This window comes from Roseburia hominis (genome assembly GCA_040702975.1).
Classification (GTDB): domain Bacteria; phylum Bacillota; class Clostridia; order Lachnospirales; family Lachnospiraceae; genus Allocoprococcus; species Allocoprococcus hominis_A.
Window position 1 is genome coordinate 1,638,332 of sequence record CP159990.1, and the last position, 26,289, is coordinate 1,664,620.

22 protein-coding genes and 1 pseudogene are annotated in these 26,289 nt (G+C 45.7%); 20 read left to right on the forward strand and 3 right to left on the reverse strand.

The features are described from left to right. Nucleotide 1: 1 nt before the first annotated feature. The 20 genes and pseudogenes from ABXS75_07700 (at nucleotide 2) to ABXS75_07795 (ending at nucleotide 23,104) form a co-directional block, all read left to right on the forward strand. Nucleotides 2–1,294, forward strand: a complete 1,293-nt coding sequence (locus ABXS75_07700) for a putative ABC transporter permease (protein XCP86666.1) — start codon at nucleotides 2–4, stop codon at nucleotides 1,292–1,294. 37 nt (nucleotides 1,295–1,331) lie between these two features. Continuing rightward, on the forward strand, nucleotides 1,332–1,856 hold the full coding sequence (locus tag ABXS75_07705) for a GNAT family protein (GenBank protein XCP86667.1): 525 nt from the start codon (nucleotides 1,332–1,334) through the stop codon (nucleotides 1,854–1,856). A gap of 136 nt (nucleotides 1,857–1,992) precedes the next feature. Further along, nucleotides 1,993–2,610 carry a sugar O-acetyltransferase gene (locus ABXS75_07710; protein ID XCP86668.1) on the forward strand — a complete coding sequence of 206 codons (618 nt, stop codon included), beginning with the start codon at nucleotides 1,993–1,995 and terminating at the stop codon, nucleotides 2,608–2,610. A 197-nt stretch (nucleotides 2,611–2,807) separates the two neighbouring features. Beyond that, nucleotides 2,808–4,201, forward strand: a pseudogene (locus tag ABXS75_07715) (AAA family ATPase). A 100-nt stretch (nucleotides 4,202–4,301) separates the two neighbouring features. Then, entirely contained in the window at nucleotides 4,302–5,546 is a 1,245-nt protein-coding gene (locus ABXS75_07720; protein XCP86669.1) for an AAA family ATPase, read from the forward strand. Continuing rightward, nucleotides 5,539–6,285: an HNH endonuclease gene (locus ABXS75_07725; GenBank protein ID XCP86670.1), complete on the forward strand. Its 747-nt coding sequence runs from the start codon at nucleotides 5,539–5,541 to the stop codon at nucleotides 6,283–6,285. The genes ABXS75_07720 and ABXS75_07725 overlap by 8 nt, the downstream gene beginning before the upstream one ends. 110 nt (nucleotides 6,286–6,395) lie before the next feature. Then, nucleotides 6,396–7,793 carry a Wadjet anti-phage system protein JetA family protein gene (locus ABXS75_07730; protein XCP86671.1) on the forward strand — a complete coding sequence of 466 codons (1,398 nt, stop codon included), beginning with the start codon at nucleotides 6,396–6,398 and terminating at the stop codon, nucleotides 7,791–7,793. Nucleotides 7,794–7,817: 24 nt separating this feature from the next. Continuing rightward, nucleotides 7,818–8,450: a DUF4194 domain-containing protein gene (locus ABXS75_07735; GenBank protein XCP86672.1), complete on the forward strand. Its 633-nt coding sequence runs from the start codon at nucleotides 7,818–7,820 to the stop codon at nucleotides 8,448–8,450. A gap of 1 nt (nucleotide 8,451) precedes the next feature. Further along, a complete protein-coding gene (locus ABXS75_07740; GenBank protein ID XCP86673.1) occupies nucleotides 8,452–11,859 on the forward strand; it encodes an SbcC/MukB-like Walker B domain-containing protein in 3,408 nt (1,135 codons plus the stop codon). Then, complete coding sequence (locus tag ABXS75_07745; GenBank protein ID XCP86674.1) at nucleotides 11,810–13,006, forward strand: Wadjet anti-phage system protein JetD domain-containing protein; 1,197 nt, start codon at nucleotides 11,810–11,812, stop codon at nucleotides 13,004–13,006. The genes ABXS75_07740 and ABXS75_07745 overlap by 50 nt, the downstream gene beginning before the upstream one ends. 52 nt (nucleotides 13,007–13,058) lie before the next feature. Then, nucleotides 13,059–13,949, forward strand: a complete 891-nt coding sequence (locus tag ABXS75_07750) for a DMT family transporter (protein XCP86675.1) — start codon at nucleotides 13,059–13,061, stop codon at nucleotides 13,947–13,949. Between the two features lie 152 nt (nucleotides 13,950–14,101). Continuing rightward, nucleotides 14,102–15,253, forward strand: coding sequence for an amidohydrolase (locus ABXS75_07755; protein XCP86676.1), 1,152 nt, complete (start codon nucleotides 14,102–14,104; stop codon nucleotides 15,251–15,253). A 320-nt stretch (nucleotides 15,254–15,573) separates the two neighbouring features. Continuing rightward, nucleotides 15,574–16,560, forward strand: a complete 987-nt coding sequence (locus ABXS75_07760) for a hypothetical protein (protein XCP86677.1) — start codon at nucleotides 15,574–15,576, stop codon at nucleotides 16,558–16,560. A gap of 15 nt (nucleotides 16,561–16,575) precedes the next feature. Continuing rightward, nucleotides 16,576–16,809, forward strand: coding sequence for a helix-turn-helix domain-containing protein (locus ABXS75_07765; protein ID XCP86678.1), 234 nt, complete (start codon nucleotides 16,576–16,578; stop codon nucleotides 16,807–16,809). Further along, the gene (locus ABXS75_07770) at nucleotides 16,799–17,773 is read left to right on the forward strand and encodes a hypothetical protein (GenBank protein ID XCP86679.1); all 975 of its coding nucleotides are present in this window, start codon (nucleotides 16,799–16,801) and stop codon (nucleotides 17,771–17,773) included. Before ABXS75_07765 ends, ABXS75_07770 begins: the two co-directional genes overlap by 11 nt. A 71-nt stretch (nucleotides 17,774–17,844) precedes the next feature. Continuing rightward, a complete protein-coding gene (locus tag ABXS75_07775; GenBank protein XCP86680.1) occupies nucleotides 17,845–18,057 on the forward strand; it encodes a hypothetical protein in 213 nt (70 codons plus the stop codon). Nucleotides 18,058–18,335: 278 nt separating this feature from the next. Continuing rightward, nucleotides 18,336–19,730, forward strand: coding sequence for a nitrogenase component 1 (locus ABXS75_07780; protein XCP86681.1), 1,395 nt, complete (start codon nucleotides 18,336–18,338; stop codon nucleotides 19,728–19,730). Next, complete coding sequence (locus tag ABXS75_07785) at nucleotides 19,714–20,949, forward strand: nitrogenase component 1 (GenBank protein XCP86682.1); 1,236 nt, start codon at nucleotides 19,714–19,716, stop codon at nucleotides 20,947–20,949. Before ABXS75_07780 ends, ABXS75_07785 begins: the two co-directional genes overlap by 17 nt. Nucleotides 20,950–20,997: 48 nt before the next feature. Further along, entirely contained in the window at nucleotides 20,998–21,744 is a 747-nt protein-coding gene (locus ABXS75_07790) for a nitrogenase iron protein NifH (GenBank protein ID XCP86683.1), read from the forward strand. Nucleotides 21,745–22,228: 484 nt separating this feature from the next. Next, a complete protein-coding gene (locus ABXS75_07795) occupies nucleotides 22,229–23,104 on the forward strand; it encodes a hypothetical protein (protein ID XCP86684.1) in 876 nt (291 codons plus the stop codon). A 61-nt stretch (nucleotides 23,105–23,165) separates the two neighbouring features. Here ABXS75_07795 and ABXS75_07800 read toward each other — a convergent pair whose 3' ends face one another. Genes ABXS75_07800 through ABXS75_07810 form a run of 3 tightly spaced genes read right to left on the reverse strand, consistent with a single transcriptional unit; the run spans nucleotide 23,166 to nucleotide 26,207 of the window. Further along, nucleotides 23,166–23,975: a carbohydrate ABC transporter permease gene (locus ABXS75_07800; protein XCP86685.1), complete on the reverse strand. Its 810-nt coding sequence runs from the start codon at nucleotides 23,973–23,975 to the stop codon at nucleotides 23,166–23,168. Nucleotides 23,976–23,990: 15 nt separating this feature from the next. After that, nucleotides 23,991–24,875 carry a sugar ABC transporter permease gene (locus ABXS75_07805; GenBank protein ID XCP86686.1) on the reverse strand — a complete coding sequence of 295 codons (885 nt, stop codon included), beginning with the start codon at nucleotides 24,873–24,875 and terminating at the stop codon, nucleotides 23,991–23,993. 15 nt (nucleotides 24,876–24,890) lie between these two features. Beyond that, nucleotides 24,891–26,207 (reverse strand): sugar ABC transporter substrate-binding protein, encoded by a 1,317-nt coding sequence (locus ABXS75_07810; GenBank protein XCP86687.1) that lies wholly within the window; start codon nucleotides 26,205–26,207, stop codon nucleotides 24,891–24,893. Nucleotides 26,208–26,289: the final 82 nt, after the last annotated feature.

Below are 26,289 nucleotides of genomic sequence, written 5' to 3' on the forward strand. Positions count from 1 at the left end.
TATGAGTTACACAGGATATGAGCTTTTGTGGTTGTTTTTTGCGTATTCCTTTGCCGGGTGGGTACTTGAGACTTTGTTTGCCGCGGGCAGGCAGAAGCAGTTCGTGAACAGAGGATTGATCAATGGTCCGGTATGTGTAATTTATGGTACGGCGGCTGTTCTTATGACGATTGGTCTAAGCGGCCTTGGTGGAACCTGGATTTTCCTGGGAGGCGTGATTTATGCGACGGCGTTGGAATGGAGCGCCGGACATTTGATTGCGCATTTTTACCATGAGCGATGGTGGAATTATTCCGAAATGAAATGGAATCTGGACGGCTATATCGCAGCGCCTATGTCACTGCTCTGGGGCATGTTGGGCTACATCAGTGTGAAATGGGGGAATCCGCTGCTTACTGCTATGTACAGACTTATTCCGGGGCTAATCCGTGAAATTCTTCTATGGGCGCTGGTCGTGATCCTGGCGGTAGATGCATTGGCAACGTGTATTTTACTCATCGGAAAGAGCGGAAGAATGGACCGCTGGGAGGCAGTGGACAGCCAGTTCGCAAATGTGGCCGCACGCCTTGGAAAATGGATATCCGGGAATGTGGAAGCTCGTATTCATAAGGCGTATCAGACCATAGAGCGGATAGAGGAAGAGGAAAAAGAAGGAACGTTTGCGGAGGGCTGCGGATTCTACAAGGTCGTGATGTTGTTTTTTGTGGGAGCATTTCTGGGGGATATTACGGAGACGATATTCTGCAGGGTGACAGCCGGAGTCTGGATGAGCAGAAGCAGCGTGGTGTGGGGACCGTTCAGTATTGTCTGGGGACTGGCCATTGCGAGTGTGACGGCAATGCTGTATAAGTATAAGGATCGGTCCGATAGTTTCCTTTTCTGGATCGGGACCCTTTTGGGTGGTGCGTATGAGTATTTTTGCAGTGTTTTTACGGAGCTTGTGTTTGGAACGGTATTTTGGGATTACAGCGATATCCCGTTCAACCTGGGAGGAAGAATTAATCTGCTCTATTGTTTTTTCTGGGGCATTGCGGCTGTCGTGTGGTTCAAGCGGCTGTATCCGATCGTATCTCGTGCGATTGAAAAACTGCCGGTGCTGTGGGGAAAACTTTTGACATGGGGACTGATCGTGTTCATGAGCTGTAATATTGTAGTGTCTTGTATGGCGCTGGTGCGGTATGACGAGAGAGGGAGAGGGATAGAAGCAAAGTCCGGGTGGCAGGAATGGGTAGATATGCATTATGACGATGAGAAGATGGATAGGATTTATCCGAATGCTAAGACGGTGGAGTAGGTGTGAAAAATTGATTTGAAAGTGATGGAGTATCATTATGGAAAAGAGAATTGTTGGTAAAAATGTGATTCTTCGTGAGCGAAGAAAAGAGGACGCAGAATATTTTTCTTATTGGTTCAGTCAGCCGAGAATTATGCTTCAGTGTGGATTTACAGCTCCTCTTACGAAAGAAGAGGCTGAAAAATATGCGGATACAAAAGACAGCGACTGGTATACAGTAACGGATTTGAATGGAAAGATTCTTGGAGAGACAGGGCTTCTTAGAATGTGGCCGCAGTGGCATTGTACTGACCTCACTATTATTTTGCCAAATCCTGAGGATCAGAGTAAGGGGTATGGTACAGAAACTATTGAGTTAATGTTTCAGCTGGCTTTTAAAAAATATCATATGAACCGGATTGCAATAGGTGTTGTGGGACAGAATGCAGATGCATTGAGATTTTATGAAAAAGTGGGGTTTAAGAGAGAAGGAATCCAGGAACAAGGATATTATTATAATGGAGAATATAGTGATTTTGTTATGATGCGGATTCTGCGGTCAGAGTGGGAGAAACAATTGTAAAAATAGAGAAAACTTTAAGTTTACTAATTCATTTGTGCATTTACAAAGGAAGTGCGAGCGCTGAAATTCCCTGGAGGGGCCATGATTCGAAGAATCATGGCATACTAAAAAACATAGCAGACAAGGAGGAAAAACAATGAGCACAATGAAAGAAAGATTACATACAGGAGAGTTATATTATCCGCATGATGATGAGATTCTGGCAGACCAGTTAAAACGTCTGGATCGTCTATATGACTTTAACATGACGCGGCCTACGGAACTAGAAAAACGTGCGGCAATGCTGAAAGAGATGTTTGCGGAAATAGGGGAAGACTGTTATATTGAACCTCCCTTGCACACGAATATGGGCGGCGGCCATGTGCATTTTGGGAAGGGCGTCTATGCTAATTTTAATCTGACCATGGTAGATGATACGCATATTTATGTGGGAGATTATACGATGTTTGGCCCAAATGTTACCTTGGCGACGGCAGGGCACCCGATTTTACCGGAGCTGCGCGAGCAGGGATACCAGTATAATATGCCGGTGCATATCGGAAGAAACTGCTGGCTTGGCGCGGGAGTGATCGTTCTGCCGGGCATTACGATTGGCGATAATGTGGTGGTCGGCGCGGGAAGCGTTGTCACGAAGGATATTCCCTCTAATGTAGTGGCGGTCGGAAATCCGTGCAGAGTCCTTCGCGAAGTAAATGAACATGACAGGGAGTACTATTTCAAAAACCGGAAGATTGATTATGAGACGCTGAGATAAGAAGGAAAATCGGCTTAAGAAATCAAGTGTAAATGTGCAATTCTAGTTGCCATGCATACCTGAAATAAGGTCCAGTGGACCTTATTTGGGTGTAAGTGTGCGATGTTGGAGAGAGTTTCGGCTTGTTATTAGAGAACAAGATAGATATAATGGAAGTAAATCATGACGCACGGGCGAAAAGAGAGGATAGTGGTTTTATGGGAAGATTAGTATCGATCGGATATCAGGAGTATGATGATTTAGTCAGAAATCGTCTCTTTTATGTGGATAAAACCATGTTCATAGAAGAGTGGTGGGGGAGCAGAGATAAGGTTACTCTGATTACCCGGCCGCGCCGTTTTGGAAAGACCCTGACGATGAGTATGGTAATACAGTTTTTTTCTGTGGAATTTGCGGGGCAGGAATCACTATTCGAAGATATGTATATATGGAGAGATGAACAGTATCGCAAATTGCAGGGAACCTTTCCTGTTATCAGTTTAACTTTTGCAAACGTTAAGGAACGAAATTTCCAGATGACAAAGCAGAGAATCGGTCAGATTTTGACAGATTTATATAATAAGCATATCTTTCTCTTGGACGGGAATTTGCTGACAGAAGAAGAAAAGGCATATTTTCGCAGTGTTTCGATGAATATGGACGAAACGATTGCAACGCTGGCTATTCACAAGATGTCAGATTTCCTCTCGCGTTATTATGGGAAAAAAGTTATTATCCTTCTTGATGAATATGATACCCCTATGCAGGAGGCATTTGTAAATGGATATTGGGACGAATTGGTATCTTTCATGCGAAGTATGTTCAATGCGGCATTTAAGACAAATCCATATCTGGAGCGTGCGCTTTTGACCGGAATAACCAGGATCAGTAAAGAGTCGATTTTTTCGGACCTAAATAACTTGAAAGTGGTAACAACTACATCGGCTGAATACGCGACCTGCTTTGGATTTACGGAAAATGAGGTCATTGTCGCTTTGGCGGAATATGATATGTCAGGTCGGGTAAATGAAGTAAAAGATTGGTATGATGGATTTACATTTGGCGGGAATACAGACATTTATAATCCGTGGTCGATTTTGAACTATTTGGATACCGGGAAATTAGGAGCTTATTGGGCGAATACCAGTTCAAACAGCCTGGTTGGAAAAGTGATTCGTGAAGGAAGCAAGGATATTAAACTGAATTTTGAGACGCTGATAAGCGGTAAATGTATCGATGTATTGATTGATGAACAGATTGTATATGATCAGTTATCTGTTAAGGAAAGCTCTATTTGGAGTTTATTGCTCGCCGGCGGATATCTGAAAGTAGCAAAAACTACCTTTGTAGAGAGAACGGGGCGTGTTTTTTATCGTTTGGCACTCACGAACAAGGAAGTCCGCATTATGTTCGAGAGTATGATACATGATTGGTTTTCTGATTATGATAGTGGCTACAATGATTTTATTAAAGCGCTACGGTGAATGCGGCCCTGCGACAGATTGAGGAGAAAGAGTATGAAGTTATGCTGGCGGCAAAAGGGATAGAAAAGAAAAGGATTCGGAAGTATGGATTTGCTTTCAGAGGTAAGAAGATATTGATAGGGAAGTAAGAAGGGGATATTGTATAAAAAGCGGAGAAGATAGAGGTTGCGATATGCTGAAAGAATGAGGTATAATAATTATATTCTGGGAGCGTAAGAAGGTGACATTGTGAGAATTGATTTTTTGGAATTAGTTAATTTTAGGAATATAAAGACAGAAAAAATCTCCTTTGAAGGCAAGAAATTTGTTGTTTTAATAGGAGAAAATGGCAGTGGTAAAACTACATTTCTTGAAGCAATTACGAAAGCGTATGTTCCTGTATTACGCGCTATAAATGGTGATGCAGTGAAAAAATGTGATTTGACAAATGGCGATATCATGTGTGGAACATCTGGTACCGCAGTTACAATAGGAATTGAACTGGATCAAGAGAAGTATGTTTGGACAAACAGAAGAAGATTCTCTTCCCAGGTGCCGTTTGAAGAAGTCATTGAAATGAAAGAACAAACGAACGATTTAAAAAAGCTGAAACAAAAATATATTGACTGTGTGCTGCAAAAAACTTTGCCACTTGTACTGTATTATGGAACGGATAGAGTTATACGAGATATTCCTCAGCGAGGACATATAAAGAATTTCGAAGTAACGGATTCATTGCGGAATTGTTTTGATAATGTGAATTATTTTAGAGATTTTTATGATTGGTTTAAAACGGAAGAAGATATTGAATTGCGTGGTTTGAGAAAATGTGCAGATTATCATAACACGAGACTGGACTGTGTCAGATCCGCTATTGAACGTATGATTAAAGGGTATCATAATCTTAGAATTGAATTATCGCCGTCCAGAATGGTTTTGACTAATGATAAAGGGATAGATTTACAAATTGATCAGTTGAGCGGGGGCTATAAAGCGGTATTGTCTGTAGTTGCTGATATTGCGAAGCGCTTGTCGCTTGCGAATCCGGATTCAGAGAATCCATTGGAAGAGGAAGCAGTTATATTAATTGATGAATTGGATTTACATCTCCACCCCAAATGGCAGAAAACGATTGTCGATGATTTAAAGAGGACATTTCCGAATTGTCAGTTTATTATATCGACACATTCACCGTTCATCGTACAGGCTTTGGAGTCAGATGAATTGTTTGACATGAATACAATGCGATATGCTGATGAAGTGGGGAACTATAATGGCTGGAGCATTGATGCCATACAGGAGCAGAAGATGGGGGTGGAAAGAAAAACAGTTGTTTATAATGAAAGTATTCGCAGGTTTTCAGAAGCTATTGACAAGGAAGAGTATGATGAAGCAAGAGAATTGTATGAAAAACTGTTAAAAATGGTTCATCCGAAAAGCCAGGAAAGAAAAGTCATGGATTTGGATATGGAGATGATCGAAAATAATGATTAAACTCGAAAGAGGGCTTCCGCCTGAAGAACTTACTGAGGAAGTAAAGTCTGAACTTACGCGCTTATATACAGAAGATAAGGCTAAAGATGTATGGAATTCACCCAAGATAAAAAAGCCGTTGAAGTCTGCGTTGCTTCAAATGAGTCATGGGAAATGTTCTTACTGTGAATGTGTATTGGAAATTGAGTCAAAGGATGCTACGATAGACCATTTTCTGCCCAAAAGTTCGCATATGGATAAAGTCGTAGAATGGAAGAATTTGTTTCCTGCGTGTTTGCGTTGCAATAGAAAAAAGAATGATAATGAAAATAGGATTGTGAATCCTTGTGAAGATGATCCGAAGGAGTATTTGGCCTTGTGGAAGGAGAATCCCTATCGGTTAAAAGGAATTGATCCTGAAAAAGTGGGTAGGAATACGATTCTTGCGGTGGGACTTAATGACGTTGATCGGGTAATGGTTCCAAGAATGACTGAGTGGGAAGATATACATCAAAGGCTGGAAGATATTTACGAAGATTTGCAGGAAGAAGGCTATAAGGAAAAATATAAAAGGCGTATGGAGAGAGTGATGGAAAAGTGTACAGTTAAGAATTCCTATGCCGCAGTAAAGTCGACTAATATGCTTAATGATACAATTTACATAGAGATTAAAAAAATTTTTGAGCATAACGGAGTATGGACAGAAAAATTTAAAGGTTTGGAAAAAGAAATGCAACGAATTGCACTGGAAATAGTATAGCATTTTGTTACATAACCGATTGGTTTTCAGAAATGTTGATCAATTGGTTTTTTATTGTAGGGAGTAATTGGCAGGATACCGAAAAAGGTTTATAAAAAGGATAGGGTTATATGATACTAAAAGAGAGAATCCCCAAAGAATTCTATAAATTATTCCGCACCCAGAACATGGATCTGTTCATGCAGGTTCTGGTGGCGATTTATGTGGAAAACAGCGAATACTGCACGTCCCTGGGCCTTACGGAGCGTGAGTGCAGAGGGATCATTAATGAAGAACTGGCCCGGAAGAATGCTGACTGGACCTGGGAAGTGTGGGAAGAGGCGGAGGAGATGCCGGTGAGTGCAAGTGCCGCATTTATTCTGGGACGCCTCGTGAGCTGGGGGTGGCTTCGCAGCGACTATGATGAGAAGCTGAATGAAAATGTCATCTCCTTTCCGGAATACAGCCAATTATATGTGGAGCTGTTCCAGAAGCTGATGCGGGAAGATAGCAGCCAGGAAAGAGAGAGTATCCTTTCCATTTACAGTGCCCTTTTTACCTATGAATCGGACAAAGAGAAGAATAACGACATTTTGAAAAATGCGCTGCACAAATCCCGAAGTCTGGGACAGCTCCTTACGAATATGCAGGACGGTATGCGGGCGTATTTTGATGAATTGGCAAGGCAGAAGGACTTTTTGGGAATCCAGGAGGTCCTGATTAATGAGATGAACAATAAAGACAGCAGAAAATATGCGATCCTTACGACGACGGACAGTTTTTACCGCTATAAGGAGGCGGTAAAGGAGTTACTTGGCCGGATTTTGGAGATGAATGAACTGAGAAAGGAAGAGGACGAGAGAACCCTTCTGACTTTGGAAGAAGACAGCCTGCCTTGGAGGCGCATGCAGAGGAAGTTGGAGAATTATGAGGAGGCAAGCCGTCTTGTCTATCTGGTCGAGAGGGAATTTGACCTCATCGAAAAGAAATATAATAAACTGATCGAGCAGAAAACGATTTTTGCGGGACGCGCGGCGGCAAGAATCCGCTATATTTTAAGAGAAGGAACGGAGGATCAGGATAGTACGGTGGTCCTCGCAGGCCTTCTTGGAAAGAGTGAAAAACGGGATGAGATTCTGGGGAAGCTGGCAAAGAAGATGTGCTTTTCCGCGCCGTACCGGTGCATTACGGAGGACAGCCCTTACGCCAGAAGGGATCGCCCGGACTATGAATTCCGGCCTGAGCCAGTGGGAAAGACGGCGGGGCAGGAGGAGCAGATGGCGGATTTTGTGCCGAAGCCGCTCTATACAAAAAAGCAGATCCGGGAATTTATGGAGAGGAACCAAAAGGACGGAGTCTTTACTTGGGACAAGGATTCTGTAAAAGGAATGGAAGATTTGGAAAAATTGCTGTTTGTATGGCAGTATATGACGAAGGACCGGGAGAAAGAGTGCGAGATTGAACTGGGGGACGAGCTGGAAACGGACGAAGGATTTACGTTCACGAATTTGAAGATTCGTGCGAAGTAGAATATAAGAAGGGAATAATCAGATATGATCGAATATTTAAACAGCCTGTCGATCACGGAGGCGGAGGAAGTGAAGAGAACGATCCGCGACCTGTTCAAGCAGACCTGCATTTTAAAAATCAAATACGATCCGGTCACGCTGGTGTCGCGGGATAACCCCAGATACCGGATCTGTGAAAAGCATAAAGATTTTATCCGCGATTACCTGTCGGTCACCGGGTGCGAACTGCTCCATGACCCGCAGGAATCTATTTTTCGGATCGGCGGGGAGGGGATTGCCACCGAGAAGATGAGCATGACCACCACGCTGCTGGTATTGATCCTGAAACTCATTTATCGGGATAAGATCATGGGCGAGGGACTTAGGGCTACGGTGACGAATTTAGAAGAGATCCGCGAGTACGGGAAGAATACCAATTTGATTAATCGAAAGCTGACGAACCAGGAATGGCAGGAGGCCCTGACGCTGATGAAATTTCATCAGATGCTGGAAATCCCGTGCGCGATCGTGAATGTGGAGGATACTACGCCTCTTTACATATACAGTACCGTCAACATTTATTGCAGGACCGCAGATATCAATGAGTTGGTAAGAGAGTACGAGGAAGAGGCTGTGCAGCTTGAAATGAAGGAAGCATTACAGCCAGGGGAGGAATAAGGTGAGAGAAGCTAAGAAAATTATCACCAGAATGTGTATGAACAACTGGGGCGGAGTGGAACATAAGATCCTTACATTTCACGAGTATGTGAATCTGTTCAGTGGAAAGAGCGGCTCGGGGAAATCTACGGTGATGGACGCGATTCAGGTGATCCTGTACGGGAGTTTTTCGCCCGCCTTTTTGAATAAAGCGGCCGATGACGCCAAGAACCGGAGAAGTGTGATCAGCTATCTTCGCGGGGAGCAAAAGGACGGGACCGCCAACCGGGAAGGTAAGGATTTCTGCTCTACGATTGCACTTGAGATCGAGGATACGTCAAATCATATTGTGACCTGTGTGGGGGTCGCCTTTGAGGTTCGCATAAGTGACAGTGAAGTCAGAAAATTCGTCTATTTCAGTCATTCGGGAAGAATGCCGGAGGGCGGCTACCGGACGGAGGAAGGGATTCCCTATGACAATAAGCAGATACGGCATCTTGTGGAAGAGCGGTCCAAATCGGAGGATAACCGCGGCAAGGGGGAGGTAAACCGGATCTACCCTTCCAAGGAAGCCTATCTGGGGACCTTATTCGACGTGATCCTCGGTTACATCGACGGGAACCGTTTCATGACTATGGAAAAGAGTGCGATCGCTCTTAAGATGACAAACGGAACCGGCCAGTTCATCAGGGACTATATGTTCCCCAGAAGCGAAGGGAAGGCGATCGGGAAAATCAGCGAACAGCTTGGAAAATACAGGGACATCAAGGAACAGGTGGAGGATCTGGAAAAAAGGATCAGTTATCTGACCCGGGTGAAGGAGGCTCACCAGGAAGTGGTAAATGTAGGCGCCGACATTGTTCATGGGCAGGCGGCGCTAAAATTTGTGGACATCCTGGCGCTGGAGAGCAGGATAGAGGCGGACAATCAGGAGCTTTCGGATACCCGGAAAAAATGCGAGGAGTTCTCGAAGAAGGATTCTGCTTTAAAGGAGCAGCGGGAGGACGTAAAAGAGGCATTGATCAAGGCGGAATCCGACCTCAAAGCCACGGATTACGGCAGCAAAAAGGAGCGTCTCGAGGAACTGACAAAGCGGGCGGATATGCTGGCGAAGGATAGTGTGCAGTGGCGAAAGACACTTTCTGGTTTACAACGCTGGGTAGACGAGGAGATTGTGACCGATTATGTGAGCAATCCGACGATTTATAAAATAGAAGAATTCCAGAAGGGCGCGGTAAGCGTTTCGCAGTGTGCCAGATTAAGAGAGGCGCTTGCGGGCACAAGGGAGATGATCCGCGACGAGATTGAGGAATTAAGAGAACAGAAGCAAGGTGTGCAAAAGGAGTATGAAGCGAAGAAAAAGCGCGTAGAGGACATGAAGCATGACCGCAAATCCTACGGGGATATGGGCGAGAGTATCCGCAAGGCAAGAAAAATGCTGAGAGAACGGCTGGCGGCTTCCTACGGACATGCGGTGGAGGTACAGGTGCTGGCCGATCTGTTCGATATTCGTGAGGAGGAGTGGAAGGACGCGGTAGAAGGACGAATGGGAAGATTGAAGCTGTGCCTGATCACCGAGCCGAAGTATGCTCATGATGCGGCGGTCATCTTCCGATCCATGAAAGAGTTTGAAGAAATCGAGCTGATCAATTCCCGGGCGCTTATGGATAGTGGGCCTCAGGCGTTAAAAGGGACGCTCTATGAGGCGGTCACCACGGAGATTCCTTATGTAGATGCGTGTCTTAAGCGTTTCCTCGGGCATATCGTAAAATGCCGCTCCGTGGAGGAGCTGGAGCAGGTGCATGACGGTGTGACGCCGGATTGCTATTCTTACAGCAATTTCCGGTTCCGGCATTTGAAAAAACGGGATTACACCTGGAACGCCTGCATTGGGAGCAAGGTCTCCAAGGCGAAGCTGGCTGAATATGAGGCAGATACTAAGAAGCTGTCGGAGGCGCTAAGAGAAGTGACCCGTCAGATGGCCGCTTTGAATGCGTCCATGGAGTTTGAGGCGCTGGGGGCAGGAGATGAGTATCTGGCAGCGCTTTCCCGTTCGCAGGAGGAGCTGGAGGAGGCCCTCGCTGAGAAGGCCGAGTTAAGCGAGGTCATTCGGAAATTAAAGGAGGGCAAGTACCGGGAGCTGGAAGGAGAGGTGCAGAAGCTGAAAGAGCAGTCGGCGGCCGTGGAGGCGGAAATTGAGAAGAACAGCCGTCTGCTTCGCGAGTACCAGATCAGCGAAGCGCGTCTTTCGACAGATATTAATAATAAACAGGAAGAACTGAATAATCAGCGCATGGGTTATAAGCCGGGCGAGGCGGTAGAAGAAGAGGTAAGGCGAGAACTTTCCCAGGTGACGGGGCAGACTTTAAAGGGCAGGATCCGTTCCCGTCTGGAGCGTTTAGGCGACAGGCTGGCAAAAGCAGACGATAATCTGGCGCGGGCAAGAAATAATTACATTTTCGCCTATCCGTCCTGCAATTTAAGCGGTACGGAGCGGACAAATGACGCCTACGATAAACTTTTGAATGACTATCTGAACAATTACAGGCCGGAGTACCAAAAAGAATTTGAAAAGCAGTGCGACCTGATTTATAAGAGCCTGCGGGATAATGTGATTGCAGCCATTCACGGGGATATCAAGGCGGCGAGACGCCATGCGGCGGAGATCAATCGTATGCTCAGAGAGACCAATTTCGCGGACAGCATTTACCAGATCAAGATCGAGCCGGCGAAAAATGAAAATGCACAGTTTTACGAAATGCTGATGGCCGAGGAGCTGGACAGCAAGGTACTCTATGATGACGAGATCGAGGGGCAGATGAGTCTGGGGCAGGATACTTTCCTGCAAAAATATGAGCGTCAGATCAACCTTCTGACGGAAAAATTCATGCCCGCGCGGGGAGAAGATGAGATGAACCTGGCGAAGCGCAGGCAGGAGATGGAGCGCTATGCGGATTACCGGAACTATCTGTCGTTCAGTATGTATGAGCGGGTGGAGGATGAGAAGGGAAATATCCGTGAGAACATGGTAGATGAGATGGCCGGGCGGGATTCCGGCGGCGAGGGGCAGAACCCCAAGTATGTGGCACTGATGGCCGGTTTTGCCATGCTTTATATGTCGCATAGCAACCGGGATTCCAGGATTAAGCTGGTGCTTCTTGACGAGGCGTTTTCTAAGATGGATCAGGAGCGCAGCGAGGTGTGTCTGAAATATGCGAGAAAACTGAATCTGCAGCTTATTGTCTGCGTGCCGGACGAGAGACTGCAGTCCCTGATCCAGAATGTGGACAGTGTGTACGGCTTCCGCAGGTATCAGAACCAGATTTCCATGATGCATATTGATAAAGGACGATATCTTCAGATGATGGAAGGGGAAGAAGATGACGAAGGAAGCGGGGAAAATGACGCTGGCCCTGTGGCTGATTCATAAGATTAACACGAAGGACTGGCGGATCGGAAAGGTGACCGGGTGGAAACACCCGGAAATCTCCCAGGACGTGATCGACCAGATTGGCAGGCAGGAACTTCTTAGGCAGGCCCAAGAGCTGGAACGCCGGGAGCTTATCCGGGTAAAGTGGCGGGATTTCAAAACGGATATAGAGAGAATAGATGTTTCTGTAGAAAACATGGACCGCCTCTGTGCGTTTGCCGGGGTGGAAAATCCCAGGGAAGAGCTGCAACGCGCGGAAGAAATTTTGAAACGATGGAGAGAAGAAGCAAAGGAAGAATGGCAGAAGAAATATTATGATTTACTTCTTGAACGAACCACAAGAGGAACGGTGCCTGTTGAGGTAAAAGATGAGAATCTCTTCCGTTGTTTGAATAGTCTTCCCGGACAGGAGAAGAGCTGTTGGAGGCGTGTGTTTAGCGCTAACGTACTGGGGGATTCCAAGCTCTTTGAGACGAAGTACGAAACACGATTGATTACCATATTGATCCATCATTCACCCTACGTGCGGGAAGGCATGGAGGCTGCTCAGATTCTGGCGGAGCATGGGGTACTTACCTATTCACAGACTCTGGAATGGAAGGGGCCATTGGTGTATGAAATAGGAGGAATTGGGACTTCTATTGACACAGCAGGCATGATTTATGGTACAATTATAAATGCGCAGACATTGGAACAATCCAGGGTAGTTTCAGCGGGGAACGTAAGCAGAATAGTGACAATAGAAAATAAGGCGAATTACGAGGATATGAGATTCAGAAGTGATACGCTCTATATTTTTGCCCACGGATTCTTTTCTCCGAAGGAGCGATATTTTCTGAGTACTCTTCGGGAAGTGTTGGGAGAAGATACGAAATATTATCATTGGGGTGATATGGATTATGGTGGGATTCGTATTTTCGGATATATCAAGGAGCATATTTTTCCGGAGGTCAGACCGCTGTATATGGATGGGAAGACTTACGAAAAAGCATTGCGTCAGGGAGCCGGGGTGAAGCTGGACGCAGGGAAGAGGAGAAAGCTTGAGCGTATGGAGGCAGGAGAGCTGGAAGAATTGAAAGATGCCATCTTACAGTATGGACTGGAAATCGAACAGGAAGTATTACTCTGTGAATCGGTCAATGTTTAAGAGGCATCGATTAAACGATTACAAAGGATTATGAAAGTGAGAGGATAGTGGTATGAAGAGCAACAAACAGGCGATTGGCCATGTGATGGCCATGATTTCAGTAATCATCTGGGGGACAACTTTTATTTCAAGCAAAGTACTGCTTGCTGATTTTACTCCGGTGGAGCTTTTGATCTTCCGGTTTGTAATTGGTTTTGTCGCTTTATGGTTCATGAAGCCTGGGCGCCTGGTGCTGAAAAATCGAAGGGAAGAATGGTATTTTGTGGCGACAGGTCTTACGGGAATCTGCCTGTACTATTTGTTTGAAAATGTTGCATTGACGTATACGCAGGCGTCGAATGTAGGGGTGATTACCTCTATTTCACCATTCTTTATCGGAATCAGCGCGCATTTCTTTTTGAAAGATGAGAAACTAAAGAGCAGCTTCTTCGTCGGCTTTGTGTTTGCGATCGCGGGAATCTCCCTGATCAGTTTCAGCGGGCAGGATGGGATTCATTTGAATTTAACGGGAGATCTGCTCAGTGTGGCGGCGGCGTCCATGTGGGGATTCTATGCCATTTTGACCAGAAAGATCGGGGAACTTGGATATGATGTGATTCAGTCGACCAGACGGATGTTTTTTTATGGAATACTGTTCATGATTCCGATGGCGTGTGTGTCAGATTTCCGGCTGGGAGTGGAGCGATTTGTGGAACCGGTCAATCTGATCAATATGCTCTATTTGGGAGTCGGAGCCTGCGCGGTCTGCTTTGTGACATGGAATTATGCGGTGCAAAGCTTAGGAGCGATTAAGACCAGTATCTATATTTATCTGATTCCGGTAATCACGATCGTCATGTCGGTCATTATTCTGCATGAAAAGATTACGGTCATGTCGATTGCTGGTACAGTTCTGACATTGTCGGGGCTGGCAATATCCGAGTTGTCAAACAAAGCTAAGTAAAAATTGGACTGTTTTTGTCTGGTTTCAATTTTATTTTTAACTGATCGAACAGCAGGAAAAACAGATAGCTGGCAAATAGACCAAATAGCTAAGCAGCAAGAACGAATACTGTAAAATAGTATAAAGGAAAAATAAAAGGAGGACATAAGAAAATGAAAAGTTTACTAATCAAGAATGGATGGCTCCACGACGCAGTTCATCCGGAAAGCTATCAGGCGGATATTCTGGTACAGGACGGAAGAATCGCCAAAATAGGTTCGGGTCTTGTATCTGACGTGGCAGAGGAAATTGACGCCACGGGATGCCAGGTGTATCCGGGGTTTGTGGAAGCCCACTGCCATTTGGGCGTAGATGGGTATGCCATGGGCTTTGAGGGCGATGACTGCAATGAGATGACAGAGATACTGACGCCTGAGCTGCGGGTGATCGATGCTCTGAATCCGCAGGATGAGACGTTCCGATTGGCGCTGGAAGGCGGTGTGACCTGCGTAGGTACGGGCCCGGGAAGCGCGAATGTGCTGGGCGGTATGTTCGCAGTGATCAAGACAAAGGGAAAACGGGTGGATGATATGATCGTCAAGTTCCCTGCGGCCATGAAATGTGCATTTGGAGAAAATCCAAAGCGCTGTTACAAAGAGAAAAATAATTACTCCCGGATGGCAACAGCGTCCAAGCTGAGAGTGACTCTCCGTGAAGCACAGGAATATCGGGCACAGCTTCAGGAGGCAAAGACCGTCAAAGACAGACCGAAATATAATGCGAAGTTAGAGGCGCTGCTTCCCGTTCTGGATGGTGAAATTCCGCTGAAAGCTCACGCACATCAGGCAAATGATATTTTTACGGCGATCAGGATTGCGAAAGAGTTTGGCGTGAAGCTGACTTTGGAGCATTGCACGGATGGCTCTCTGATCGCGGAGGAATTGGCAGCGGAAAGTTATCCTGTCTGCGTCGGTCCGACTTTTGGGCATGCGACCAAGATTGAATTAAAAAACAAAAGTTTTGAGACACCGGGTGTGCTTGCGAAGGCTGGTTGCCAGGTATCCATTATCACAGATTCACCGGTGATTCCACAGGAGTTTTTACCTTTGTGCGCGGGCCTTGCTGTGAAATATGGAATGGACGAGTTTGAAGCGCTTAAGGCTATCACGATCAACCCAGCGAGACATTTAGGTGTGGAGGATCGGGTCGGCTCCCTGGAAGAGGGCAAGGACGGTGATCTTGTCATAGCAGCGGGGAATCCTATGATATCAGACACGCGAATTCTGTATACGATTATTGATGGGGAAGTTTGCTATCAGGGGTAAATGAAGTAGAATGAAAATGGAATAATTTTTTGGCGCCGCATCTGGTTTCAGTGTAGAGAGATTACCTGCCAGGTGCGGTTGTTTTTTTGTTGTCAAGCAGGTCTGAGTAAGTGTAAAACGATAATCGAAGCAATCGGAAGTGCAAGCTCTTAGCGACGGTTAAGGGTAAGAAGATTATTGACAAACGATAATTTTCTGCTATAATGAAGCTATAATTATCGTAAAACAATAATTCTACTGCCTGTTTGAATTGGTTTGAGACACACGAAACACTTGGAGCTGTTCGTTAGTCGATTGTGTATCAGAAGGGAGATGAGATTATGAAACAAAAGAGATTTATCTGGTTTTTTATCGTAGAGGCTATCATATTTAGTGTACTCAGTCTGCTCCAGATAAGATTCTTAGGATTTTTCACAACAATCATTGCATTTCCGTTTGAACAGATTGGATTTGCACTCAGGGCGCTTTCCCTCTCGAGCGCAACCGGGAATGTGGCCGCAATTCTTGTCTATCTTTTACTCTCCTTAAGTCCGTGCGCCGTTTATATTTTGTTGGTTAAAAAACATAAGGAGAGACGGATTGATGCATTGCTTGTGATTGTGAGTATCCTGCTATTCATCGTCATTTATTATATGATTAATCCAGCCCTGTCTGGGTTTACGGTTCCGGGCGGTGGAAAGATTATATTGGGATCGGCATTCTATTCGGTCCTGTTTGGCTATCTTGTTCTTCGGGTACTGTGTGTATATGCATCGGCTGAGGAGGCAGGGCTTCAGAGAGGACTTAAAACACTTCTTGTCTGCCTGAATTCAGTCTTTGTATATGCAGTTTTCTGGGGATGCTTAGGAAATCTTTGCTTAGCCTTGCATGAAGTGGGAACCCAGAATACAACCTATTTTGAAGTAATGAGCGAAGACACATTTTCAGGAGTATCTCCGCTTATGCCAACGTATTTCTTTTTGATATTACAGTTTTTGGTAAATGCGCTTCCCTACCTTTTAGATATTGTGGTTGTATTTCTGGCGATCCGCGTGTTGGAGGAACTGGAAAAAGACCGCTATTCGGACGGGTCCGTGGCATCAGTGGAGAAACTGGCAGGATTTTGCGTGAAAGCGCTGGCCGTCACGGTGGCGGCAGACATGATTTTCAGTATTCTTCAGCTTATGTTTGGAAATGTACTTTGTCAGATTAATATGACGGTTACGATTCCGGTGACTTCTGTAATTTTTGTATTGGTTGTACTCCTGCTTTCACGCTATATTCGCGAAGATCAAAAGCTGAAGCAGGATAATGATTTGTTTGTATAATGGCAGGTGAGACATATGGGAATACGGGTTTGTCTGGAGGAGGTCCTGAAAGAGAGGAAGATGACATCGAAGGAGCTTTGCAGGCTGGTGAATATTACCGAGGCCAATCTCTCGGTTCTCAGAAGCGGTAAGGCAAAGGGCGTCCGATTTCACACGATCAACAGAATCTGCTACTTTTTACAGTGTGACGTGGGAGATATCTTAAAATTTGACGGTAATCTGGAGGAGGGTGAGGAAAATGAAGAATAGAAAAAAGAAACTCGGCACAGTCATGGTCATGTTGATGTTTTCCCTGTGTGGCTGCTCTCTTGCGGTTCCGGAAGGAGGAACAGAGGGAAATGGGCGGTTGATCGGAGCATTTATCACACCGGATTATCTGGACCTTTATGATATGGAGGGGTATTTAGAAGCGCATGCGTCTGATTTGGCAGACGGGAGAGAAGTCATGCTTGCCGATGATGCTAAGTATGAGGAGAAATTATATGCTGACATTCAAAAAAATGGCAGTGAGGATCCGGGTGACTGGAAGGTATCCTTCGGAGATATTGCTGGTGTCAATTTCTTTACGCCCTTCTGGAAAGGGGAAGATGGAGATGGGTATTGGGCGAGTGAGTATGGCGATGGAATTTGCGATACCGATACGCACATCAAGACGACAGATACCGGGGAGGAGAGAAGTATAAAAGGAACGGTGTATATTCTGCCGGGAAAGGCAAATGAGAATATCGCATACTATGTGAATCCGGTCTATCAGACGCAGGAAGGAAGAATTTTTGTGGTTTCGGGGCAGGGATTTTCCACGAGCGGAGATTCCTCGGAAGGAGTCTGTATGACTACGGAGCTTGCGGACCAGGTAACGACGACGGAAAACGGGAAGTCGGTCGAGGAGAAGAGCAGTGTGGCAGTCAGCATCGCAGTGATGTACAGGCCGGTGAAGATCACGATTTTCCAGATGGACAGGGAGAACCGGATTATCAGAAAAGCAGAATACAGTCCGGCGGAGGTGCCCCAGAAGCTCACGGCAGAATCCGGGGCGGAGTATATTCTGGTGGAGACGGAAAAGGAGAATCTGTCAGGTGAGGAGGTGGTTTCGCGGGAAATCTATGAACGGAGCAAAGAGGAGTATCTTGAAACATTCTATGCAATGGAAAATGGAATGGTTGCAAGGCAGAGCACGGAAGTCGTGTGGCAGGATGAAGAATCGGTGGAATAAGATTTACGGAATGTATCAAAGAGGGGATTCTGAAGGAATTTCTTATGAAGTATCGGACGGAGGCGAAGAGTATGAGTATTTATGAATATGATGAAGAACGGCATATGCGCCAGACGCGAGAAGAAGGAAGAAAAGAAGGTGAAGAAGAAGGGAGAAGAGAAGGGATAGAATGTATGGAACAGCTGATTTTGCTGCTTTCGCAGCAGAACCGACTGGGCGAGGCTGTAAGAGCCGCAGAGGATTCAAAATTCAGGGAACAGTTATTTAAAGAATTTAACTTGTAGTGTCAATTCATAAAATAAGGCAGCGCACCAGCGCTGCCTTATTCGCATATTGAGACACTACTATGTCTTTTCATTTCGCTAAGTGCATCTTCAATTTCAAATTCAGACGAAGATTCAAATAGAGGATTTCTTGCTTTGAAATGGAAATAACATAGATAAACGCTATAAATTATAGACAATTATAGAAGATGACGATTTGAGCGAACTATGGAGGCGTGATATAATTTTTATAGAAAAACGGTCAAAAGATATAATTTACGGGGAAAAACGAGGTGTTTATGAAGGAAAGAGGCTATTCGATAAAAGAGATCTGTGAATTTTTACAGAAAGAAAGACCGGACAAGCAGGAAAAATTAAGATATTCCAGAGAAGGATTTCGCTGCCCGGGGGCGGGAAACCGGGGTATGGGAGGTCTGTCAAGGACTGCGGTATTTATCCCGGAGTCCATTCATTTTCTGGTGGCTCCGCAGGCGTGTATGTTTCATTGTATTACCGATTTATGGATGAATGGGTATACGGAGGGCATTTATCAGATTCGGCTAAGTGACAAGGAGTTGATATTGGGGGAGGTTGCCGATATCCTGGAACGGGAGATATTTGCCCAGCTACCCACGCTTAAGCCATGTCCCAAGGTAATCATGATCACGGTGACCTGTGCGGATGGACTGATACAGACGGATTACAGCCGAATTAAGAAAAGACTAAAAGTGGAGTATGGAATTCGGTTCGGCGTAATTGAGATGTTTCCTATTTTAGAGGAAAGTATTGTAAAACATACGGACAAGTTTGTAGAGAGTGTTTACGGAATGATCGATGCTGATCAAAGTAAGCCAAAACGAAACATGGTAAATATTCTGGGAAAAGTAGAGCCGGCAAGAACAGATACGGATTTTTATAAGGTTTTGGAAGAAGCGGGATATACGGTAAATGAGATTCGCCAGTGCAGAACATTGGAAGAATTTGACCGGATGGGTGAGGCGAAGCTTAATATCGTACTTAGCGAATTCAGTCTGTATGCGGCTAAGATGATGGAGCGGAAATACGGGGTTCCTTTCATGTACTGGAATCAGCATATGAGTCCGGAAAGTATCCAGAGCAATTATGCGAGGCTTGAGGAAATATTGGAGCTGCATCTGGATGTGAGTAAATACGAACAAAAAGCAAAAGAGAAGGCGGATCAGGTCAGAAGACTTGCAGAAGGAAAGACCTTTGCCGTAGGGCAGTCCCTGGATTATAATCCGGCCAAGGTAGCCTGTGATCTTGTGGCGCTTGGACTTTCGGTCAAATATTTTTTTGTGGATAAGATTAGAAAAGAAGACCTTTCTTATTATCAGTGGCTCATGGAAAATAGCGAGGAAATAAGGGTTTATCTGGCACCGGATATCAGCATGATGCGGTTCATGGATAATCCGCAGGAGGTGGATTATACACTTGGAGGGGCGAATATGATGCTGAAACATGTTCCGGGAATTTCTTTTATCCGTCTGGGAGAGGAGCCCTATGATTTTGAGACTTTTATCGAGATTATGGAGCAGATGGAAGAGCAATTATCGGCAGACGCCGCAGAAAAAAGAAATGTGAAAGCTGCAGAGCCAGACATCGGTCAGAATCTTTTCGCAAGAAACTGGGCGGTGTATCCGAAAGAGGAGGAAAAAGATGGGGCGCTTATTTGAAAAAATGATTTCGTTTGCGGCGGATTATTCGGGGGCGGCAAGCGTTTTGTATGAGCTGGGAGGACTAACGATATTCTGCGATGCCGGAGCGTGTTTGGGCGGGTATCGGTTTGGAGAAGAGCCAAGAGGCGGCTGGGAGAAGAGCCGGGTATTTTCCGCCTCCTTGCGGGAGAGGAATGTCGTGATGGGAATCGACAGGCAGCTCACAAAAGACGCGGTCCGTACATATGAAGAGGTGGGAGGCACATTCATCGCACTGATTGGAACTCCGGTTCCCGCAGTGATCGGCGCTGATTTGGGTGGAATCGCTGGGGAAATCAGCAAGCAGGTGAGCAAGGGGACGCCCATACCGGCTTTCGGTATCGCGACCAATGGAATGGAGTATTATGATGCCGGCCAGGAGAAGGCCTATCGCGCCTTGATGGAAAATGTGGTGAAGGAACGTGCGGAAACGCTGGCGGACGTAAATGTGATTGGGGCGACTCCGATCGATATGTGGGACTTGAACCAGATTCAGGATTGTATTCTCTTTTTGAAAAAGGCCGGGGCAGAGAATCCGGCAGTGTGGGGAAGTAATGGACATCTGGCTGAAATCGCGGGAGCGGCAGGCGCAAAGCTGAATATAGCAGTTTCTGTGTCAGGGATTAAGATTGTAAAAAGCTGCGAGCAAAAATATGGAACGCCGTATCTGATTGGTTATCCTGTCGGGGAGATGCAGGAAAAAGTCTGGGCTGAAAGGATCAGGAGGATTCTTCTGGGAGATCGAGTATACGGTAATGAACGAAAAGCGGCTGTTCTTCCTGGACGCCAGGCACATGTAGAGGAGGCCTGCAGTACAGAGGGTGAGAGGCCATCCGGAGTCAGGAGAGCTTTGATTCTGGGAGAACAGGTAAGCTCCTGCAGCCTTCGGGACATGCTGCGTGAAGAATTTGGATATGGGCAGGTGGATATCTGTACTTTTTTCAAGATGGAGAAAGACCTGATGGAAGAAGGGGATATGCATTTGCGGGAAGAGACGGATTTGCCTCAAATGCTGAGTCTTAGGGGGACATATCATTTAATCGTGGCGGACCCGCTGTATGGTAAATTGCTGCCCTATCAACCGGAAAAAATAGCATGGATTCCGCATATGGCGGTTTCCAGCGCGATGTATCTCGATAAAAGTCCGGTGCTGTTTGGCAGGAAAGGGAGCATCTATTTTAGAAACATTTTGAAATAGGGCTGAAACGTATTTTTAAATTAGTGAGGAAAGAGAAGGAAGAAAAGAATGAAAAAAATTGCAATATATGGAAAGGGCGGTATTGGAAAATCGACGATAACCAGCTCATTGGCAGCAGCATGTGCTATGCAGGGCTACAAGGTGATGCAGATTGGATGTGACCCGAAGGCGGATTCCTCTATTAACCTGTTGAATGGAAAGAAACTGGTCACCGTTATGGATTATCTGCGGGAGAATGACGAGGAACCGGAGCTTTGCGACATCGTGGTGGAAGGTTATGCGGGCGTACTTTGTATAGAGGCAGGAGGACCGATTCCGGGGCAGGGCTGTGCGGGACGCGGGATTATTACCACGTTTACCATTCTTCAGGAGCTGGAAGCAATAGAGACGTATCAGCCGGATATCATTTTCTTTGATGTTTTGGGGGACGTTGTGTGCGGTGGGTTTGCAGCCCCGATCCGGGAAAATTATGCAGATGAGATCATCATCGTTACTTCCGGGGAGAAGATGGCGCTCTATGCGGCTAATAATATTTACCAGGCCGTACAATCGTTTCAGGACCGCGGTTATGCCTCAGCAAAAGGAATCATTTTGAACAGCAGAAATGTGAAGGAGGAGGAACGTCTGGTCAGGGAATTTGCGGATCGGGCGCATCTTCCGATTCTGATGAAGGTGCCGAGAGATGAAAATATTCAGATCTATGAGGAGAAGAATATGACAGTCCTTCAAGGGAATCCCAATCTGGAGATTTCAAGATTATTTTTAGAATTTGCAAAAAAACTGATGGAAGAATAGACGAAGGTTTGTTTTGGTATTGAGGAAGCCGTCTGATGTCTATTCTGATATGTGCGAAAATTTCATATAAATTTAATTGCATTTGCCCGATACCCGCGGTATACTGGCGATACATCGAATTCAGATCGGTCCGCTCGCACAATTCTGACTGATTGGTTGGTGTATCCCGTATCTTTGGCGGGAATTTCGGAGTTCTAAGGCATATTCTGCCGTAGATTTCCTTTTTATGGAACTTAGTAGTTATTATATGTTTACAGAATGTATTTAGGATTCTTGACTGAGGAAAAAATAGCTTCTGGACTGTTTTTGTCTCAAAAAATGCACTGGTATAATGGGAAGAGTTGTGATAGAATAAACGTAGGCAGCAGTGTATTATTTGCGTGGGCAACGAGCTAGGCATGCCTGAAGTGAGACCCAGTGGACCTTACTTTGGTAAAAGGGTCAGGAATCCAAATGCAGACTATAAGCTGCAGGAGGATTATTCATGGCTGAGCAATTAAATGAAAAAGTAGTTACTGTAAATCGTACATTCAAGGCCCGGTTATTTGAAAAGATTTTTAGTGAGAAGAAAGATCTTCTGGGCCTGTATAATGCAATGAATCATACAAATTACAAGGATCCGGAGTTGTTGGAGATTAATACTCTGGAAAATGCAATCTATATGTCAATGCATAATGATATTTCTTTTATCATTGACTCCAGGTTGTCGTTGTATGAACACCAGTCGACGTACAATCCCAATTTGCCACTTCGTTTTTTAATGTATGTGGCGGATTTATATTCGGCTATGATCAGGAATGAAAATCTGTATGGTGAGAAACTGATTAAGCTAGATACTCCTAGATTTGTCGTGTTTTATAATGGTGTGAAGGAACAGCCAGAACGTTTGGAGATGCGTCTTTCGGAAGCATTCAAGGTGGTGGAGGAAAATCCGTCTCTGGAAGTAAGGGCTGTTATGTTGAACTTAAATCCGGGGTATAATGAGGAACTCAAGAAAGTATGTAAAACGTTGGCAGATTACGCGGAATATACTGCTCGGGTGAGGCGGTACGCAGAAGATATGTTACTTGCCGAGGCGGTGGAACGTGCAATCACGGAATGTATCAAAGAGGGGATTCTGAAGGAATTTCTTATGAAGTATCGGACGGAGGCGAAGAGTATGAGTATTTATGAATATGATGAAGAACGGCATATGCGCCAGACGCGAGAAGAAGGTAAAGAAGAAGGAAGAAAAGAAGGGATAGAATGTATGGAACAGCTGATTTTGCTGCTTTCGCAGCAGAACCGGCTGAGTGAAGCTGTAAGAGCCGCAGAGGATTCAGAATTCAGGGAGCAGTTATTCGAAGAATTTAACTTGTAATGTCAGTTCATAAGACAAGGCAGCGCTGGTGCGCTGCCTTGTTCGCATATCGAACAAAATCCTAACTTTTCATTCCGCTAAGTGCTGCCCCGGCCTCAAATTTGGACTGAAGAGCCAGATAGAAGATAAATGGTGGCAGGAAGGTCACCGTTGCACAGGCCATGGTAAGCCCGACATCAACATCGTACTGAGCCTTGATGGTGGTCAGTGCCAGCGGCAATGTGCGCAGAGCGTCTTCCGTGGTGATGATTAGTGGCCAGGTAAAGTTGTTCCAAGCACCCAGGAAGGTGAAGATGGAAAGTGTCAGCATAGCCGATTTCACCAGAGGAAGCACGACGCTCCAGAGGATTTTCATGCTGGAAGCTCCGTCGATTTTGGCTGACTCAAGCAGCTCATTGGGAATTGCCAGCATAGCCTGTCTCATGATGAACACGCCGAAAGCCGTCGGCAGCGGAAGAATCAGGGCCTTGAAGGTATTTACCCAGCCCAGGCCGCGCACCACGATGTATAAAGGCACCAGGATTACCTCGGACGGTACCAGCATGGTGAGGATCAGGCAGAGGAAGATCTTGTCGTTTCCCTTGAATTTCAGTTTCGCAAATGCATAACCCGCCGTGCAGCTTGTAAACAGTGTCAGAAATACGCCGGCCACAGCCACGATGACACTGTTGATAAAATAGCGTACAAAGGACGGATTCGCGAATATTTTCCGATACTGCTGTAATGACATCGTATCAAGTGAAAAGCGGAAATCATATGCGTTGATCGTGCTTTTCAGGGACATTAAGATCATATAAGCAAAAGGAAGCGTGCATATTAAAATGATACAGATCAGAAAAAGACTCACGAACAATCTCAATACTTTTTTCATTTCTTATGCACCTCCTTATATCTCTGACGCATCGCGCCGCATGAAACGCTGCTGGAATAGTACGATCACCAGTACCATCAGCATCAGCACATTCGACACGGTCATGGCGTAGCCTGCTTTGCTGCCCTTGAAGGTGAGCTGGTAGGCATACATGACCATTGTAGTGGTGGACATGGACGGCCCGCCTCCGGTCATAGTGTAGACCATATCGAAGATCTGCATAGCGCTGACGGTTGCAAGAAACCCATTCATGATCAGCGTGGGTTTCAGAAGTGGCAGCGTGATCCGTGTCAACTGGTTCCAGGTATTGGCGCCGTCCACTTTGGCCGCCTCATAGTAGTTGTCCGGAATGGACATCAGGGAGGACAAAGTGATGATCATATAATATCCCATGCCTTTCCATACGATGATGCAGGCCACGGTCACGATTGCGCTTTCACTACTCCCCAGCAGCATAGTGGGGTCAATGCCGAAGATGCCGAAAATGGCACGTACAACGGGGTGGCCGCCATTTAAAATGGTCTTCCACACGGTACCGACTACGGCACTGGAGGAAAGAACCGGGATAAACAGTGCCGCTTTGGTCAGTTTCCCTAAGAAGGTATTCTGTCTGGCTGCTATGAGCACCGCAAATAAGGTAGAGGTAAAAAGCTGCAAAGGAACGATGATCACCGTAAGCTTCAGTGTGTTCATGATACAGATCCGCAGCTTATCATCTCGGAATAGTTTCTGATAATTGTAAAGTCCGTTAAATTTTGCCGGTGTGATTATATTATATCTCGTAAAACTGAAACAGACCGCAATGATCAAAGATCCTGCCACAAAAGTAAGCAGGATCAATGATATCGGCGTAATATAAGCATAAGGCACAAGAACGGACAAGCCTTTCTTCTTCTTCATGAGCGCCTCACTTTTCTATTCGTTGTCAGCCCAGTATTCGTCCAGAGTTTCATTTGCAAATTCAACAGATTCGTCCAGGGCCTCTTTGACCTCCATCTTTCCTTCCATGATAGACTGGATATGGGAAGACAGGTTCTCAAGAATCTCACTTCCGCAGGGACCAACCTGGAGCGGACGCCATTTGTCACGGTCTTCCGTAACGATACGTTCCATTTTCGGGTCTCCCACGTATGCTTCGGATTTGGTAAGAGGAGCACCAGGAGCGACCTTGTGGTACTCGGTCATGAATTCAGAACCGGTCACATAGAGGATCAGCTTCATAGCAAGTTCTTTATCCTCACAAGATGACATGATGGATAAGGAGTCCGCCGCACCGAAGGTTCCGTAGTCCACGTTCTTAAGAGAAGTTACGTAATCCCAGTTCTTAAGGTTCGGATAGCTCTCTTTAAACAGTGTCTCATGAGACTGGGAAGAACGCGTCACGCCAAATGCGGCCTTGCCTTCTGCAAAAATAGTGGTAAATGCGTCAGTACCGGAGATAGACATCAGGTTTTCCGGCATATAAGGCTGCAGACTCTTGAAGAATTCAATGGCCTCCACACCTTTTTCATCGTTGTAACGTGCGCTCTTTAAGTCATCAGCGTAAATATCGCCGCCTGCCTGCCAGATCAGGCTGTAAATATAGGAGTTCAGGATATACAGGTTGCTCATGTCGCCGCTGTTAAGACCTACCGCATATCCGTACTGATCGATTTTGCCGTCGCCGTCGGTGTCAAGGGTTGTCTTTTCACAGATTCGTTTAAAATCTTCCCAGGTCTCGGGAGCGCTTTCGCCTACGGAATCCAGAATGTCTTTGTTGTAATAAAGTACGAACGGAACGCCGGTCACAATCGGGATACCATATTGTCCGTCCATCATATAACCACGGTCAATATACAGATATTCATCTTTCACTTCATCGTCAATCATGTCTGCCATATCCACAACAGCGCCGGAAGAAATATAGGTCGGGTACATCTCGGCATACATATATCCGATATCCGGGCCCTGACCGTTGCTGATGGCAGTCGCCCACTTCTCCTCGTAGTTAGCCCACGGAATCAGTTCAAATTCGATCTCACAATTGTTTTCTTCCTCGAACTCTTTCAGAAGAGGTTTCCAGTTCCCCTCTGTATCCTCATCAAGCGGCGGCATCCAAAGAGTCAGAGTAGTTTTCTCCTGGCCTCCTTCGTCTTTTCCGCCCTCGGATTTGGATTCCTTGCTGCCGCAGCCGGCAAGCATGCCTACGACCATGGCTGCACAAAGCAGTACACTGAGTAGTCTCTTTTTCATGTGTAAATCCTCCCAATCAATTAAGAATTATAGACAATTAATATATATTTATTAAAAGTCTATACCAAAATTATAATAGTGA

Coding starts and splice junctions, on each gene's coding strand:
- ABXS75_07700 (XCP86666.1), top strand. CDS start 2: ATGAGTTACACAGGATATGAGCTTTTGTGGTTGTTTTTTGCGTATTCC.
- ABXS75_07705 (XCP86667.1), top strand. CDS start 1,332: ATGGAAAAGAGAATTGTTGGTAAAAATGTGATTCTTCGTGAGCGAAGA.
- ABXS75_07710 (XCP86668.1), top strand. CDS start 1,993: ATGAGCACAATGAAAGAAAGATTACATACAGGAGAGTTATATTATCCG.
- ABXS75_07725 (XCP86670.1), top strand. CDS start 5,539: ATGATTAAACTCGAAAGAGGGCTTCCGCCTGAAGAACTTACTGAGGAA.
- ABXS75_07730 (XCP86671.1), top strand. CDS start 6,396: ATGATACTAAAAGAGAGAATCCCCAAAGAATTCTATAAATTATTCCGC.
- ABXS75_07735 (XCP86672.1), top strand. CDS start 7,818: ATGATCGAATATTTAAACAGCCTGTCGATCACGGAGGCGGAGGAAGTG.
- ABXS75_07745 (XCP86674.1), top strand. CDS start 11,810: ATGACGAAGGAAGCGGGGAAAATGACGCTGGCCCTGTGGCTGATTCAT.
- ABXS75_07750 (XCP86675.1), top strand. CDS start 13,059: ATGAAGAGCAACAAACAGGCGATTGGCCATGTGATGGCCATGATTTCA.
- ABXS75_07755 (XCP86676.1), top strand. CDS start 14,102: ATGAAAAGTTTACTAATCAAGAATGGATGGCTCCACGACGCAGTTCAT.
- ABXS75_07760 (XCP86677.1), top strand. CDS start 15,574: ATGAAACAAAAGAGATTTATCTGGTTTTTTATCGTAGAGGCTATCATA.
- ABXS75_07765 (XCP86678.1), top strand. CDS start 16,576: ATGGGAATACGGGTTTGTCTGGAGGAGGTCCTGAAAGAGAGGAAGATG.
- ABXS75_07770 (XCP86679.1), top strand. CDS start 16,799: ATGAAGAATAGAAAAAAGAAACTCGGCACAGTCATGGTCATGTTGATG.
- ABXS75_07775 (XCP86680.1), top strand. CDS start 17,845: ATGAGTATTTATGAATATGATGAAGAACGGCATATGCGCCAGACGCGA.
- ABXS75_07780 (XCP86681.1), top strand. CDS start 18,336: ATGAAGGAAAGAGGCTATTCGATAAAAGAGATCTGTGAATTTTTACAG.
- ABXS75_07785 (XCP86682.1), top strand. CDS start 19,714: ATGGGGCGCTTATTTGAAAAAATGATTTCGTTTGCGGCGGATTATTCG.
- ABXS75_07790 (XCP86683.1), top strand. CDS start 20,998: ATGAAAAAAATTGCAATATATGGAAAGGGCGGTATTGGAAAATCGACG.
- ABXS75_07795 (XCP86684.1), top strand. CDS start 22,229: ATGGCTGAGCAATTAAATGAAAAAGTAGTTACTGTAAATCGTACATTC.
- ABXS75_07800 (XCP86685.1), bottom strand. CDS start 23,975: ATGAAAAAAGTATTGAGATTGTTCGTGAGTCTTTTTCTGATCTGTATC.
- ABXS75_07805 (XCP86686.1), bottom strand. CDS start 24,875: ATGAAGAAGAAGAAAGGCTTGTCCGTTCTTGTGCCTTATGCTTATATT.
- ABXS75_07810 (XCP86687.1), bottom strand. CDS start 26,207: ATGAAAAAGAGACTACTCAGTGTACTGCTTTGTGCAGCCATGGTCGTA.